At 63.3% G+C, this 13,858-nt stretch carries 13 protein-coding genes; 7 read left to right on the top strand and 6 right to left on the bottom strand.

The features are described from left to right. Positions 1 to 2: 2 nt before the first annotated feature. From X726_RS148730 to X726_RS148745, 4 genes are all read right to left on the bottom strand, one after another. Positions 3 to 815, bottom strand: coding sequence for an ABC transporter permease (locus tag X726_RS148730; protein WP_023671267.1), 813 nt, complete (start codon positions 813 to 815; stop codon positions 3 to 5). After that, the gene (locus X726_RS148735; RefSeq protein ID WP_023671266.1) at positions 815 to 1,678 is read right to left on the bottom strand and encodes an ABC transporter permease; all 864 of its coding nucleotides are present in this window, start codon (positions 1,676 to 1,678) and stop codon (positions 815 to 817) included. The genes X726_RS148730 and X726_RS148735 overlap by 1 nt, the downstream gene beginning before the upstream one ends. 62 nt (positions 1,679 to 1,740) lie before the next feature. Further along, on the bottom strand, positions 1,741 to 2,904 hold the full coding sequence (locus X726_RS148740) for a spermidine/putrescine ABC transporter substrate-binding protein (protein ID WP_023671265.1): 1,164 nt from the start codon (positions 2,902 to 2,904) through the stop codon (positions 1,741 to 1,743). After that, on the bottom strand, positions 2,885 to 4,021 hold the full coding sequence (locus X726_RS148745) for an ABC transporter ATP-binding protein (RefSeq protein ID WP_023671264.1): 1,137 nt from the start codon (positions 4,019 to 4,021) through the stop codon (positions 2,885 to 2,887). Before X726_RS148745 ends, X726_RS148740 begins: the two co-directional genes overlap by 20 nt. 113 nt (positions 4,022 to 4,134) lie before the next feature. Here X726_RS148745 and X726_RS148750 point away from each other — a divergent pair, with 113 nt between their 5' ends. The 7 genes from X726_RS148750 to ugpC all read left to right on the top strand — a co-directional run bounded on the left by X726_RS148750 (position 4,135) and on the right by ugpC (position 11,416). Further along, positions 4,135 to 4,944: a LuxR C-terminal-related transcriptional regulator gene (locus X726_RS148750; RefSeq protein ID WP_023671263.1), complete on the top strand. Its 810-nt coding sequence runs from the start codon at positions 4,135 to 4,137 to the stop codon at positions 4,942 to 4,944. Positions 4,945 to 5,038: 94 nt separating this feature from the next. After that, positions 5,039 to 5,956: an AraC family transcriptional regulator gene (locus tag X726_RS148755; protein WP_023671262.1), complete on the top strand. Its 918-nt coding sequence runs from the start codon at positions 5,039 to 5,041 to the stop codon at positions 5,954 to 5,956. Between the two features lie 271 nt (positions 5,957 to 6,227). After that, positions 6,228 to 7,457 carry a sugar ABC transporter substrate-binding protein gene (locus X726_RS148760; RefSeq protein ID WP_031253438.1) on the top strand — a complete coding sequence of 410 codons (1,230 nt, stop codon included), beginning with the start codon at positions 6,228 to 6,230 and terminating at the stop codon, positions 7,455 to 7,457. Positions 7,458 to 7,554: 97 nt separating this feature from the next. Next, entirely contained in the window at positions 7,555 to 8,421 is an 867-nt protein-coding gene (locus X726_RS148765) for a sugar ABC transporter permease (protein ID WP_023671260.1), read from the top strand. A gap of 26 nt (positions 8,422 to 8,447) precedes the next feature. Further along, positions 8,448 to 9,260, top strand: coding sequence for a carbohydrate ABC transporter permease (locus X726_RS148770; RefSeq protein ID WP_023671259.1), 813 nt, complete (start codon positions 8,448 to 8,450; stop codon positions 9,258 to 9,260). A gap of 15 nt (positions 9,261 to 9,275) precedes the next feature. Beyond that, positions 9,276 to 10,322, top strand: a complete 1,047-nt coding sequence (locus X726_RS148775; protein ID WP_023671258.1) for an NAD(P)-dependent alcohol dehydrogenase — start codon at positions 9,276 to 9,278, stop codon at positions 10,320 to 10,322. Between the two features lie 2 nt (positions 10,323 to 10,324). Beyond that, entirely contained in the window at positions 10,325 to 11,416 is a 1,092-nt protein-coding gene (ugpC, locus tag X726_RS148780; RefSeq protein ID WP_023671257.1) for a sn-glycerol-3-phosphate ABC transporter ATP-binding protein UgpC, read from the top strand. Positions 11,417 to 11,469: 53 nt separating this feature from the next. Here ugpC and X726_RS148785 read toward each other — a convergent pair whose 3' ends face one another. Then, entirely contained in the window at positions 11,470 to 13,056 is a 1,587-nt protein-coding gene (locus X726_RS148785; protein ID WP_023671256.1) for an FGGY-family carbohydrate kinase, read from the bottom strand. A gap of 133 nt (positions 13,057 to 13,189) precedes the next feature. Then, positions 13,190 to 13,849, bottom strand: a complete 660-nt coding sequence (locus X726_RS148790) for an HAD family hydrolase (protein WP_023671254.1) — start codon at positions 13,847 to 13,849, stop codon at positions 13,190 to 13,192. Positions 13,850 to 13,858 lie beyond the last annotated feature (9 nt).

Here is a 13,858-nt window from a genome sequence, read left to right as displayed (position 1 = left end):
GTTCAGTTTGACGGCTGGCGCTGGCGCAGCTGCCATTGGGCAAGCACCACCAGAAGAACCGAGGCGACGAGCACGATGGTGGCGATGGCGTTGATTTCCGGCGTCACGCCGCGCCGGATCGAGGCGAAGACATAGATCGGCAGCGTCGTCTGCGCGCCGGCGACGAAGAAGGCGACGATGAAATCGTCGAAGGAGAAGGTGAAGGCGAGCAGGAAGCCGGCGATCACCGCCGGCATGATCTGCGGCAGCACGATCGAGCGAAACGTCGTCAGCGGCGTGGCGTAGAGATCGCTCGAGGCCTCGACCAGGTTGCGGTCGAGGCTGGCGAGACGCGTGCCGACGATCATCGTCACCAGCGCCATCGAAAACAGGCCGTGGGCGGCGATGATCGATCCATAGCCGAGCGACAGGCGCGGCGGCTGGTCGTTTGGCCAGATCGAGGCGAGGAACGGGTTGAGCACGCCAAACAGCTGGACCAGCGCGACAAGCGTCGAGATGCCGATGACGACGCCGGGAACGACGATCGCGGCACCCATCAGCGCGTCGAAGACGGCGCGGGTTCTGAGCCCGACCCGCGCCAGGCCGAGTGCCGCCGCCGTGCCGCACACCGCCGCCAGAAGGGCGCTGGTGGTGGCGATGAACAGGCTGTTCTTCAACGCCTCGACCAGGAACGGGTTCGACAGCGCCGTGCCGTACCACTGCACCGAAAAGCCGGTGAACTCGCTGGCATGGCGGCCGGCGTTGAAGGAAAACAGCACGACCAACGCGATCGGCAGATAGAGGAAGGCGAAGACGGCTGTGACGAAGGCGCGCATCAGATCAGATCCACCCTGCGGGCGCCCGACACCCGTGTCGAAATGCGGTTTGCCGCGATCAGCACCACCACCGAAACCGCCACCAGCGTGATGGCGATGGCCGATCCGAACGGCCAGTTGCGCGACTGCAGGAACAGGTCGACCAGCGCATTGCCGATGAAGAACACCTTGCCGCCGCCAAGCAGCGTCGGGATCAGGTATTCTCCGAGCAGCAGGATCATGACCAGCGAGAAGCCGGTCATCACGCCCGGCAGCGACAGCTTCAGCGTCACTCCCAGAAAGGTTGAGAGCGGGGTCGCGCCGAGATCGGCGGAGGCTTCCAGCAGCCTTCGGTCGAGCCGCTCGAGACTGACATAGATCGGCAGGATCATGAGGGGCAAATAGCCATAGACGATACCGAGCAGCACGGCGCCCGGCGTGTTGATCAACCTGACATCCTCGATGCCGACAAAGGCCAGCAGTGCGGGAATGCCGCGTCCGCCCAGAATGTACATCCAGGCATAGGTGCGCATCAAAAGGCTGGTCCAGAACGGAATGACGACGAGCGCAAGCAGGATCAGCCGCCAGCGCTCCGGCGCCTTCAGGGCGAGATAGTAGGCAACCGGGTAGGCGACGAGCAGGCAGGCAAGCGCGCCCACAGGCGCCAGCATCATCGTGTTCCAGAAGGCGGTCGCCCTTGCCGGGAGATTGGCGTATTGCGCCAGCGTGAAGGCGGCCTGATAGCCGCCCTCCGGCGCCCGCTCGCCGACGCTGAACACGGCCATGGCGATGAACGGCAACACCAAAAACACCACCAGCCACGCTGTAGCCGGAGCGAGCAGCAGCGCTGTCAGGATGTTATACCGAAATCTGTTGCCGTGCATGGAAACCGCCCCGATGCCGGCGGACATAGGCCCGCCGGTTTTCCGTTTGCGTCAGGCCAGCCTCAAGCCGACTTGAAGCGCGCCATCAGTTCGGCGCGGCCGGGGTCGGTCAGCGTCGCCGCCGCACCAAACTCCAGCGGTGTCAACAGGTCGGCCGCCGGGTAAAGGATCGGATTGTCGAGCACTTCCTTGGGCAGCAGTTTGTTGACCCGCGCGTCGGTCGAGGGCGCGCCATTGGCGAGATGCTCCTTCACAGCAACCTCCGGGGTCATCAGATAATTGAGCAAGGCATAGCCGGCCGGCTTGTTCGGCGCGTCCTTCGGGATGGCGTAGAAATCGGTCCAGATTTCCCCGCCCTCCTTGCCCAGCACGTACGCGATCTCCGGGATATCGCGATGCAACTGCGCGCCGTCATTCGTCCAGCACATGGTCATCCAGGCGTCGCCCGCCCGCATTCCCGGCTGGTAGTCGGACGAGACCGCGAACAGATGCGGCTTGACCTTGAGCAGCAGCTCCTCGGCCTTGGCGAGCTCGTCCTGCTTCAGCGAGTTGAAGGAATAGCCATAATATTTCAGCGCGTTGCCGATGGTGGTCAGCTGGTAGTCGTGCACCATGGTGCGGCCATCGCCCTCGGCCATGGCGACGTCCCAGAATTCCTTCCAGCTGGTCATCGGCTTGGCCAGCTTCTTGGTGTTGACGGCAAAGCCCGTGGTGCCCCAGTTCTTCGGCACCGCGTAGGTCGTGCCGTCGATCGTGCCTTCCGAGGTGAAGCGCGGGTCCTCCTGGGAGCTGTCGAAATTCGGCAGCTTGGCCATGTCGAGCGGATCGATGATGCCGAGTTTCTTGTAGGTCGAGATCGTGTAGTTGGTCGGCACGAACAGGCTCCAGCCCGAGGCGCCGGCCTGCAGCTTGGCCAGCATCTCCTCATTGGAGCCGAACACGTTGACCTCGACGGCGACGCCGGTGTCCTTCTTGAAATTCTCGAAGGTCTGCGGGTCGTGATAGTTCGGCCAGGTGGCGATCGACATGCGGTCGCCGAGGTTTTCGGCGGCGAAGGCCGGCGTCGGCATGATGCCGAGCTCGCGCGCCATCACCGCGGTTGCGATGCCAAGGCCGGTGAGGCCGAGGAAGTCGCGGCGGCCGATCGAGCCGCGCTTCAGGCGCATCAGCTGGTCGACGAAGTTCTCAGGGCTAATCGGCAGTCCGTCACGATATGATTTCGACATTTTTTGCTACCCTCTGGTTGGTCCCGTTGTTCTTGGTCTCCGGAAACGCCAGCGGCGTCCCGGAGGCAAAGCCGATGGCGACGGGTTCACCCGGCTTGAAGAGGTTGCCATGGCCGATCACATGGTCGGCCTTGGCCAGCAGCGTTCCGATGCCCTGCACCTCGATGGCGTATTCCGCCGTCGAGCCCAAGAAGATCCGGTTGCGTACGATGCCCTTGAAAGGGCTGCCTTTGGTGGCGCCGAGGCTTAGCGATTCAGGACGCAGGCTAACAGAAACGGTCTCGCCCTGCTGCAAGGCGGTTCGTTTGCGCGCGGCAATGACGGTTCCGTCCGCCAGCGCCACATTGACAAGATCGCCTGTATGCCCGGCAACCTTGCCGCTCAACAGATTGGTCTTGCCGACGAAGTCGGCGACGAACAGGTCGGCCGGCTCGTCATAGATCTCGCTTGGTTGCCCGAGCTGTACGATGCGGCCGCCGTTCATGACGCAGACGAAGTCGCTCATCGACAGCGCCTCCTCCTGGTCGTGGGTGACCAGCACGAAGGTGATGCCGATCTCGCGCTGCAGGTTCTGCAACTCGATCTGCATGTCGGTGCGCAGTTTCTTGTCGAGGGCCGCCAGCGGCTCGTCGAGCAACAGCACGGCCGGCTTGTTGACCAGTGCGCGCGCCAGCGCGACGCGCTGCTGCTGGCCGCCGGAGAGTTCGTGGATCTTGCGGCGGCCATAGCCGGCGAGCCGCACCATTTCGAGCGCCTCGCCGGCGCGCCGGCCGATTTCCTGCGACGACAGGCGCGGCCGTGCCTGGCGCAGTCCGTAGGACACATTGGCTTCGACATCGAGGTGCGGAAACAGCGCATATTGCTGGAACACCATGTTGACCGGCCGACGATAGGGCGGCGTTCCGGCCATGTCCCGGCCACGGATGAACACCTGGCCTTCGCTCGGCTGCTCGAAGCCGCCGATGATGCGCAGGCATGTGGTCTTGCCGCAGCCGGACGGTCCGAGAAGGGCGACAAAGGCGGAGGGCGGCACAGCCAGATCGATGCCGCTGACAGCGGTCACGGCGCCATAGCGCTTGGTGACGCCGCGAAACTCGATGTCGGGCACTGCGGTCAAAGTGCTGGCTCCAGCAACAGGGCTATTTCAGGACGCTACCAGAGCCAATGGCGGCTAGTATATACCTCGCTGGTGGTATATCTGATCTATTTTCGGGTTTAAGGGGGTATATTTTGAGCGCATCTCGCAGCGACGAATACAGCCGGCTCGCTGCCCTTGTCGCGGCAACGCGAGAGACCAGCCGCGACCTGTTCGGCCAGGCTATGGTCGATTGGTTGAGGCAGCATGTCAGCTTCGACCACTGCGTGATCTTCGGCTATCGCGGCGCTTCGCGGCCGCCGTTGCTGTTCGAAACCTTCTCGCCTGACGAGAGCCATGTCTTCGTCACGCTTTATCAGGAAGGGCCTTACCTGCTCGACCCGTTTCATCACGCGGCGGTGGAGCGCAAGGAGGGGTTCTGGCGCATGCGCGAACTGGCGCCCGACCGCTTCTATGCCAGCGAGTATTTTCGCACCTACTACAGTCAGACAAGGCTCGCCGAGGAGGTCGGCTTCTTCGTGCCATTGCCCGGCAAGGATGCGCTGGTGCTGTCGCTGATGCGATTGCAGGCCTCCGGCCCCTTCGGCACCGCCGATGCCAGGCTGCTGCGCGACATGGCGCCGGCGGTGATCGGTTTCATCAGGTTGCGCTGGACCGCACTTTCGGCCGAGGAGCAGGACGAAGCGGAGCAGGGCGAGACGATCGCCGCAGTCAACGAATTCGACCGCGCCCACATTTGGGAAAGCCTGTCGCTGACCCCGCGCGAAAAGCATGTCGTCGATCTGGTGCTGCAGGGGCATTCCACCGAGTCGATCGCGAGAGCCATGCGCATCGTACCGGGAACGGTGAAGGTTCACCGCCGCAACATCCATCGCAAACTCGGCATCAAATCCCAGGCCGGGCTGTTCGCCCGCTTCATTGAGATCATCGAGAGCCGGCGTTGAAATCGCTGAGGCAGACATCGTTCACTTGCGGGCGACAGACTGCTACGGATTACCCGAAACCAGTCGCTTCCTCATACGCCCCGGAGAGCAGACGATGGCATTCAGGCGCAGAAAGAACACGGCCGCGATCCCTCGCACGGTGCCGGCTTTCGAGCACATCGTCACCGAGGCGAGCGACAGTTTCCTGTGGCGGCTCGACGACTATCCCTGGGAGCGCAATGTCTGGAATTTTCATCCGGAATACGAGATCCATCTCCTGAGGAAGTCTTCCGGGGTCGCGCTGGTCGGCGATCACATCGGCGAATTCGGGCCGGGCTACCTGAGCATCGTCGGCGGCGGGCTGCCGCATGACTGGGTGACATCGGTGCAACCCGGCGAGCTGATCGAAGGACGCGACATCGTGCTGCAATTCGATCCGCAGCGGCTGCGCGGCTCGGCGGGACTGCTGCCGGAGCTGCGCGAACTAGAACCGTTCCTGGAGCGATCGCTGCGCGGCATTGTCTTCCATGGCCGCGCCGCGCTCGACGGCGCTGCGCTGATGGAAAGGATGGGCACCGTGCACGGGCTCGCCCGGTTTTGCCTCTTCCTCGAACTGGTCGATCTGCTGGCCAGGACAGACGAATACGAGCTTTTGTCCTCGCCGGATTTCTCACCCGCGCTCGACGCAACCTCGCTGGACATCATCCAGCGCACGCTGACCTATCTGTTCCAGCACTTCGCCGAGGACCTGAAGCTGCCGGAGGCTGCGGAGCTGGCGGGGATGAGCGAAAGCACGTTTTCGCGCTTCTTCCAGAAAAACACCGGCAACAGTTTCAGCGACCACATCGCCAAGCTCCGGCTCTGGCAAGCCTGCAAGCTGCTGGCGGACACCGATATTCCGATCACCGACATCTGCTTCCAGGTCGGCTACATGAACATCTCCAACTTCAACCGCGCCTTCCTGCGCAAGCACCGGATGACGCCGTCATCCTACCGCAAGCTGTCGAAGCAGCGGATGACGATGCGCGCCTGAAAACCGGCCTTCCTCACTCCATCGGTACTCATGTGACAGAGGCCGTGCAGGCGGGCCGGATTTTGCAGCGCACAATGCATAAAAGTACAGGTCTGCTGCAACGGGGCTTCTAGCGCGGCCTTTAGCAACTCCTCATTTTGGCGATGGGTGGCTTGTCGCTCGGGCGATGGCGAGGATCGCGCAACCGAAGACTTCCGCTTCCTGCGACTGTTCCTGGAGGAGAAAATCAATGAACCCAATTCGGCTCGCTGCGAGCATAAGCGCAGCCTTCATGCTTACCACGACCCTCTCGACCATGGCGCTGGCGGCGCCGGTCTGCTCGGCGCCGGTCAAGGTGCTGGCGCAACCGCGTGACGGGCTGACGCTGCTGGAAGCGTCCAAGGACGAGTTCCAGAAACTGGCCGGCGCCAGCTTCCAGATCGACTATCTCAACGAGAACGACCGCCGGGCAAAATCGCGCGCCGATGCGTCCACGGTGGGCAACTACAACGTCTACTATGTCGACGAAGCCAATGTGGCGCTGTTCGCCTCGTCGAAATGGATCGTGCCGCTCACCGACTATTACCCGGCTGACTACGACTACGCCGATTTCGACCCGGGCCGGCAGAAGGTCGCCACCTATGACGGCAAGGTGTGGTTCGCGCCGCTGACCGGCGGCGGCGACCTGATGGTCTACCGCAAGGACATTCTGGAAGCCGCCGGCATCCAGCCGCCGAAGACGCTGGACGAGTTGATCGCCGACGTGCCGAAGCTGACCGATCCCGACAAGGGCATGTACGGCATCGCGCTGCGCGGCGCGCGTGGCTCGGGCGCCAATGTCTGGCGCTGGATGCCGTTCTTCAAGGCCTATGGCGGAAAATGGTTCGACGGTGACAAGCCGGCTTTCAACTCCGAGGCCGCGGTCAAAGCGACCGAGACCTATCTTAAACTGTTCAAGGCTTCAGCGCCCGGCACGCAGACCGGCAGCTGGGATGAATCGACCGGCGCCTTCCTGTCGGGCCAGGTTGCCATCTTGGTCGAATCGACGCCGCTGTCGGGCATGGCGGTCGACCCGAAGACCTCGCAAGTGGTCGGCAAGATCGGCTTCCTGCCGCCGCCCTCGCCACTGACCGGCGGCGGCTACGGCCACGGCCTCGCCATCGCCGCCAAGGCCAATGCCGATGACGCCGCGAAGCAATGCGCCGGCCTGTTCATCGCCTGGGCGACGTCGAAGGAGAACGAGAAGCGCCGGCTCGACGCGCACCAATTCGGCGAGCTCAACCGCACCAGCGTGCTGTCCAGCAAGGAGTTCGCCGACATCTATGGCGCCGATCTCGGCCAGGCGCTTGCGGATACCGGCAAGGTGACGGCGGTGAACTTCTGGCAGGATCCGCGCTGGCCGGATCTCGGCGACCGCTGGGGCATCATCCTGGAAGAGCTGGTCACCGGCACGCGCACCGACGTCAAGGGCGGCCTCGACGAACTCGAGGCCTACGCCAACGAGCTGGTGAAGAAGAAGTAATCCTCCCGCCCGCGGCGCGCGGTCCACGGCATTCGACTGGATGCCGGGACTGTGCGCCGCGGGTTCTCCCCAAAAAGGCACAGCCCGAGGATAGGCAATGCGCCGACGCTCTTCCCTGCCCGTGACGTTTCTGGTTCCGACGCTCGCCATTCTTCTGGTGCTGTCGATGGTGCCGACGCTGTACGCCATCGTCATTGCGCTGCAGAACCGCGAGCTGAGCTCGTCGGACTATTCCTGGGTCTGGCTGTCGAACTTCATCGACCTGTTCGCCGACCGGCGTTTCCTCAACGCGGTCTGGGTTTCGGTGAAGTGGGAAATCGTCACCGTGGTGGCGACGATGATGGTGGCGATCGGGCTCGGCGTGCTGATGTTCGAAGTAGCGTCGCCGCGGCTGCGCAACATCTACTGCCTGCTGTTCATCATCCCGGTGCTGTTGCCGCGTGTCTCGGCGGCCTTCGTGTGGAAGTTTGCCTATCATCCGCTCTACGGCATCGCCACCTATCCCTACAGGCTGATCACCGGCGGGCTGATCTTCGACCCGCTGTCGAAGCCGTCGACGGCCCTGTTTGCCGTCGCCTCGGTCGATGTCTGGCAGTGGGGACTGTTCTTCGCGGTCATCGTGCTGAAGCTTCTGGAGACCTTGCCGCCGCAGCCGATCGAAGCGGCGCGGCTCGACCACGCCAAACGCTGGCAGATCCATGCCTATGTGACCTTGCCTATGCTGAAGGCGCCGCTGATCAGCCTGATGTTCGTCAAGATGATCGAATCGCTGCGCTCCTTCGACCTGATTTATGTGATGACGCGCGGCGGGCCGGGCGTGGCGACCGAGACACTCGACATGTACGCCTTCTCGCAAGGCTTCATCGAGTCCGGCAAGGTGTCCTACGCCTCGGCCATGGCGGTGCTGATGATGATGGCCACCGTCATCACGTTCACCATGCTGTGGAAGCGGGTGCAGGCATGAAGTCGAATCGCATGAGACCGTATCGCATGAGACCGGGCCGCCTCATCGGCAAGATCATCCTGGCCTTCGCCGGCTTCATGGCGGTGTTTCCGCTCGCCTGGACGGCGGTCAATTCGCTGAAGAACAATGTCGACATCATCACCCGCGTGCCGCGCCTGGTGTTTACCCCGACCTTCGACAATATCAGCTACATCATCGGCCGCGACAGCGTAATGACCGGTCTCTATAACTCGGTCATTTCCTGCGGCGTCGCCGTGCTGATCGGCGTCATGCTCGGCCTTCCGGCAGCCTATGCGGTGGCGCGCTATCCCAATCGCTTCGCTGGCGACATCCAGTTCTTCGTGCTGTCGCTGCGCTTCCTGCCGCCGGTGGCAGTCGCCATTCCGCTGATGGTGATCTGGCTGCAGATCGGCCTCTACGACACGCTGCCGGCGCTGATCGTCACCTATTCGCTGCTCACCATCTCGGTGATCATGTGGCTCGCCATTCCCGCCTTCCAGGCCGTGCCGAAGGAAATCGAGGAAGCCGCCTTCGTCGATGGCTACGGCGCTTACTCGGTGTTCTGGCGCATTGCGCTGCCGGTAGCGGCGCGCTCGCTGATCGGCGCCGTCGCCTTCAGCTTCGTGCTGGTGTGGAACGAATTCCTGATCGCGCTGATGCTGTCCAGTTCCAACGCCAAGACATTGCCGATCGTCGCTTCCGAACTTTCACAGCAAGGCATGAACGTGCCGTGGGGAATCCTCAACGCCTCGGTCGTGCTGTTGTCGCTACCGCCGCTGCTGTTCCTCGGCGTGCTCAGCGGCTTCCTGAATTCCGTTTTCCGGCAAAAAAAGACTTGATGCGAGGACTTACCGATGCGGGCACTGGTGCTTGAGAAAAAAGGCGAACTGTCGTTGCGCGAGATCGCGCTGCCGCTCGAGGTCGGACCGGGCGATGTCAAGATAGCCATCCACACGGTCGGCGTCTGCGGCAGCGACGTGCACTATTACACCCATGGCGCCATCGGCAGCTATGTCGTGCGGGCTCCGATGGTGCTCGGCCACGAAGCCGCGGGAACGATCGTCGAGATCGGCGCCAATGTCGGCACGCTGAAGGTCGGCGACCGCGTCTGCATGGAGCCGGGCGTGCCGAACCTGTCGTCGCGCGCGACGAGGCTCGGCATCTACAATGTCGACCCTGACGTCTCCTTCTGGGCGACGCCGCCTGTGCATGGCGTGCTGGCGCCCTATGCCGTGCACCCGGCCGCCTTCACCTACAGACTGCCGGACAATGTCACCTTCGCCGAAGGCGCGATGGTCGAACCCTTTGCCATCGGCATGCAGGCGGCGAGCCGCGCCCGCATCGTGCCTGGCGACGTCGCCGTCGTCGTCGGCTGCGGCCCGATCGGCATCATGATCGCGCTGGCGGCGCTGGCCGGCGGCTGCTCGAAGGTGCTGATCTCCGATTTTTCCGCACCCAAGCTCAAGATTGCCGCGCAATATCCCGGCATCGTGCCGGTCAATATAGGTGAGCAATCGCTGGTCGACGCAGTCTCCGCCGCGACCGACAATTGGGGCGCGGATATCGTGTTCGAGGCGAGCGGCAGCCCGAAGGCATTCGCCGACCTGTTCGATGTCGTGCGGCCGGGCGGCGCGGTGGTGCTGGTCGGACTGCCGGTCGAACCGGTCAGCCTCAACGTTCCGGCGGCGATCTCCAAGGAAGTGCGCATCGAGACGGTGTTCCGTTACGCCAACATCTTCGACCGCGCGCTGCAGCTGATCGCCTCGGGGAAGGTCGACCTCAAGCCGCTGATCACCGGCACTTATGATTTCTCGGACAGCATCGAGGCCTTCGAGCGGGCGGCGCAAGGCAAGCCGCAAGACGTCAAGCTGCAAATCCTTCTTACCGGCGAGAAGGGCTGACCATGTCCGCGATCGTTTGCTCCCATGTCGACAAGGCTTACGGCGCCACCACCGTCATCCGCGACCTCAATCTCTCGATCGAGGAGCACGAATTCGTCGTATTCCTCGGCCCGTCCGGCTGCGGCAAGTCGACCTTGCTCAGGATGCTGGCCGGACTGGAGGATATCAGCGGCGGGGAAGTGTCGATCGGCGGCAAAGTGGTCAACGATCTCGAGCCCGGCGAGCGCGGCATTGCCATGGTTTTCCAGAACTATGCGCTCTACCCGCATATGACGATCTTCGACAACATCGCCTTTGGGCTCAAGCGACAGAAAGTGCCCCCGGCCGAGATCCGGAAGCGGGTCGAGGCGGTGGCAACGACGCTCGGCCTCGAACCTTACCTCGCCCGCAAGCCGACCGAACTTTCCGGCGGCCAGCAGCAGCGCGTGGCGATTGCGCGCGCCATGATCAAGACGCCGAAAGTGTTCCTGTTCGACGAGCCGCTGTCCAATCTCGATGCCAAGCTGCGCAACCACATGCGGGTCGAAATCGCCCGCCTGCACCAGTTGCTGAAGACCACTACCGTCTATGTCACCCACGACCAGCTCGAAGCGATGACGCTGGCCGACCGGATCGTGCTGCTCAGGGATGGCGTTATCGAACAGATCGGCTCGCCTGCGGAGATCTATCGCCAGCCGGGCAATCTGTTCGTCGCCGGCTTCATCGGTACGCCGAACATGAATTTCATCGACGTGGCCGTCGGGCGGAAGGACGAACGCTGGGCGCTGACAGGCGGCGGCTCGACCTTCTCCATAGAAGGCTCGGGCTTCGATCTGCGCGGCGTCGATCGCGCCGTGCTTGGCGTTCGGCCTCCGGACCTGAAGACCGCCGGCGCTCAGAGCATCAACCTTCTGCAAGGCACCGCCGACCTCATCGAATTCCATGGCAATGACGCGCTGGTGACGTTCGCCTGCGGCGGCAAGGAGGTCGGCGCATTGGTATCGGCCCGTGAATGCCCGGCGTTGCGCGCGCCTGTGCGCTACACATTCGAGGAGGAGAGCGTGCATCTGTTCGACGCGGCGACCGGCGCATCCTTGCGCCAGCGAGAAGCCTAAATCTGTACGCAATTCCTGACGGAAAACCGTTTCACACTTTTCCTGGAATTGCTCTAGCCGATCGCGTCGAGCGCCTGCCGCTGGCGGTGCATTTCGAGGAAGACCTTGTAGTCGCGGTCGAAGCGGCCTGAAGCGGCCGGGTTCGAAGCGCGGGTTCTGCCGCCTTGCTGCATGGCGACGCAGGCAGCGTTCAGATCCGGGAACAGGCCGGCGGCAGTGGCGGCGACCATGCCGGTGCCGAGCAGCACCGCTTCGTCGGCCAGCGGCTCGATCACCGCGCAGCCGGTGGCGTCGGCATAGAGCTCCATCAGCAACGGGTTCTTGGTGTGGCCGCCGGTGACATGCAGCGTGTCTATGAGATAGCCGTTCTCGTTCAGCGCCTCCAGCACATGGCGCACGCCGAGCGCGATGCCGACGGCGGTGCGCCAGTACAGCTTGCACAGACTGTCGAATGAGGAATCCAGCGTCAGCCCGCTGACCACGCCGACCGCATGCGGGTCGGCAAGCGGCGAGCGGTTACCGTGGAAATCCGGCAGCACATGCAACCTCGCCGCCAGCTTGTCACCCTCAAGGTTGCGCAGTTCAGCGACGCGCCTGGCGATCTTGGCATGCATGGCCGCATCCGGCTCGCCGCCGGCGCCATGCCAGCGGATGATGTGGTCGAGCAAAGCCCCGGTAGCCGACTGGCCGCCTTCCGACAGCCAGAGCTTTGGCAGTGCGGCGCCATAGTATGGACCCCAGACGCCGGCGAAAGGCTGCGGGTCGGGCGACATCGCCATGACGCAGGACGAGGTGCCGGCGATCAATGCCAGATGGCGGCCGATATTCTGCTCGTCGCCAGCAAAGCCGCCGAGCACGCCAAGCGCGCCGGCATAGGCATCGATGACGCCGGCGCCGACCCGACAGTTTTCGCTCAAGCCCAACTCCGCCGCCGCTTCAGGGGTGAGCGTGCCGATGTCGGCGCCGACAGCACTTGCCTTCTCCGGCAGGCTGCCGTGTTCGAACAGATCGCCAAGCCCGACCCTGTCGAAGAAGTCACGGCGCCAGCCGGTTTCCTCATGCGCCAGATAGGTCCATTTGGCGGTCAGCGTGCATTGCGAGCGCGCCAGCGACCCGGTCGCCTTCCAGGTCAGGAAATCGGTGAGGTCGAACAGGTAGCCGGCTTCATGCCAAGTTCCCGGCAGATTGCGCTTCAGCCACATCAGCTTCGGCGTCGCCATTTCCGGCGACATGACGCCACCGATATAGTCGAGTACGGCGTGGCCGCTATCGGTGCATTCATCTGCCTCGGCGATGGCGCGATGGTCGAGCCAGACGATGGTGTCCCAGCGCCGTTCGCCCGTCACCGAGACGCTGAGCTGGCCGGCATTCCTGTCCAGCACCACCAGCGAGCAGGTGGCGTCGAACGACATGCCGACAATATCGTCGGCTGACACACCGGCCTTTTCGCGCGCGGCACGCACCGCGATGCAGACCGCCGACCAGATATCCTGCGAATTGTGCTCGGCGTGATCGGCCTTCGGCTGGTTCATGACGATCGGATGCTCGGCGCGGCCGAGCAAGGTGCCTGACGTATCGAGAATGCCCGCGCGGGCGCTCCCGGTGCCGACATCGACCGCGCAAACGAAGCTTTTCGTCAAGATGCTTTTACTCTCGCTCCCTAGAGCCGGATGATTTCAGGTCTGTTCGACCTGAAATCTGAATCCGTCTCTAAATCAAAGAAGTAGAGCATGATGTCGTCCGAAAACCGCTTCACACTTTTGGCATCATGCTCTAGCCTGCAATCAGATCGGGCAATTGCAGCATGTCCGCGAATATAAAGTCCGGTTCACTCGACGCAAGCCGCGCTTTCAAGGCCGGGTTGCCGGCGTGCGAACCGCCGGTGAAAGCAAAGACGCGCATGCCGGCCGCACGCGCCGCCGCGATGCCGGCAGGGCTGTCCTCGATTACGATGCAATTACCGGGATGCGCGCCCATGGCGGCGGCGGCATGGAGAAAAAGATCCGGCGCCGGCTTGCCGCGCGGGACCATGGCGGCGCTGAACAGATGGGGCTCGAGCAGGCCGAGCAGGCCGGTAACGTCGAGCGCATAGCGAATGCGGTCGAGCGTGCCGGAAGAGGCGACGCAGCAGGGAATGCCCAGCCTCGGCAGGATGTCGCTGATGCCGGGAATCGGCTTCAGCTCCTCGCGGAATTTGCGCATCAGTTCGACGCGCATGTCGGTCAGATGCACGTCGGTGATGTCGATGGTGAAATCGCGAAGAAGTATCTCGCGCACGCTCTTCATGCTCTTGCCTAAGAAATGCTCGTAGGCGGTATCTTCGCTGACCGAGCCCCCGGCGGCAGAGATCATGCCGAGCAGAGCCGAAACCGACAGCGCCTCGCTGTCGACCAGCACGCCGTCACAGTCGAAGATGACCAGTTCGGGCGTCATTGCGGCTGG

This window comes from Mesorhizobium sp. LSJC285A00, assembly GCF_000503155.1.
Taxonomy (GTDB): domain Bacteria; phylum Pseudomonadota; class Alphaproteobacteria; order Rhizobiales; family Rhizobiaceae; genus Mesorhizobium.
Note: the sequence above shows the minus strand (reverse complement) of the source record. Positions and strands in the feature narration are given on the sequence as shown.

Coding starts and splice junctions, on each gene's coding strand:
- X726_RS148755 (WP_023671262.1), top strand. CDS start 5,039: ATGGCATTCAGGCGCAGAAAGAACACGGCCGCGATCCCTCGCACGGTG.
- X726_RS148730 (WP_023671267.1), bottom strand. CDS start 815: ATGCGCGCCTTCGTCACAGCCGTCTTCGCCTTCCTCTATCTGCCGATC.
- X726_RS148740 (WP_023671265.1), bottom strand. CDS start 2,904: ATGTCGAAATCATATCGTGACGGACTGCCGATTAGCCCTGAGAACTTC.
- X726_RS148760 (WP_031253438.1), top strand. CDS start 6,228: ATGCTTACCACGACCCTCTCGACCATGGCGCTGGCGGCGCCGGTCTGC.
- X726_RS148735 (WP_023671266.1), bottom strand. CDS start 1,678: ATGCACGGCAACAGATTTCGGTATAACATCCTGACAGCGCTGCTGCTC.
- X726_RS148790 (WP_023671254.1), bottom strand. CDS start 13,849: ATGACGCCCGAACTGGTCATCTTCGACTGTGACGGCGTGCTGGTCGAC.
- X726_RS148775 (WP_023671258.1), top strand. CDS start 9,276: ATGCGGGCACTGGTGCTTGAGAAAAAAGGCGAACTGTCGTTGCGCGAG.
- X726_RS148765 (WP_023671260.1), top strand. CDS start 7,555: ATGCGCCGACGCTCTTCCCTGCCCGTGACGTTTCTGGTTCCGACGCTC.
- X726_RS148770 (WP_023671259.1), top strand. CDS start 8,448: ATGAGACCGGGCCGCCTCATCGGCAAGATCATCCTGGCCTTCGCCGGC.
- ugpC (WP_023671257.1), top strand. CDS start 10,325: ATGTCCGCGATCGTTTGCTCCCATGTCGACAAGGCTTACGGCGCCACC.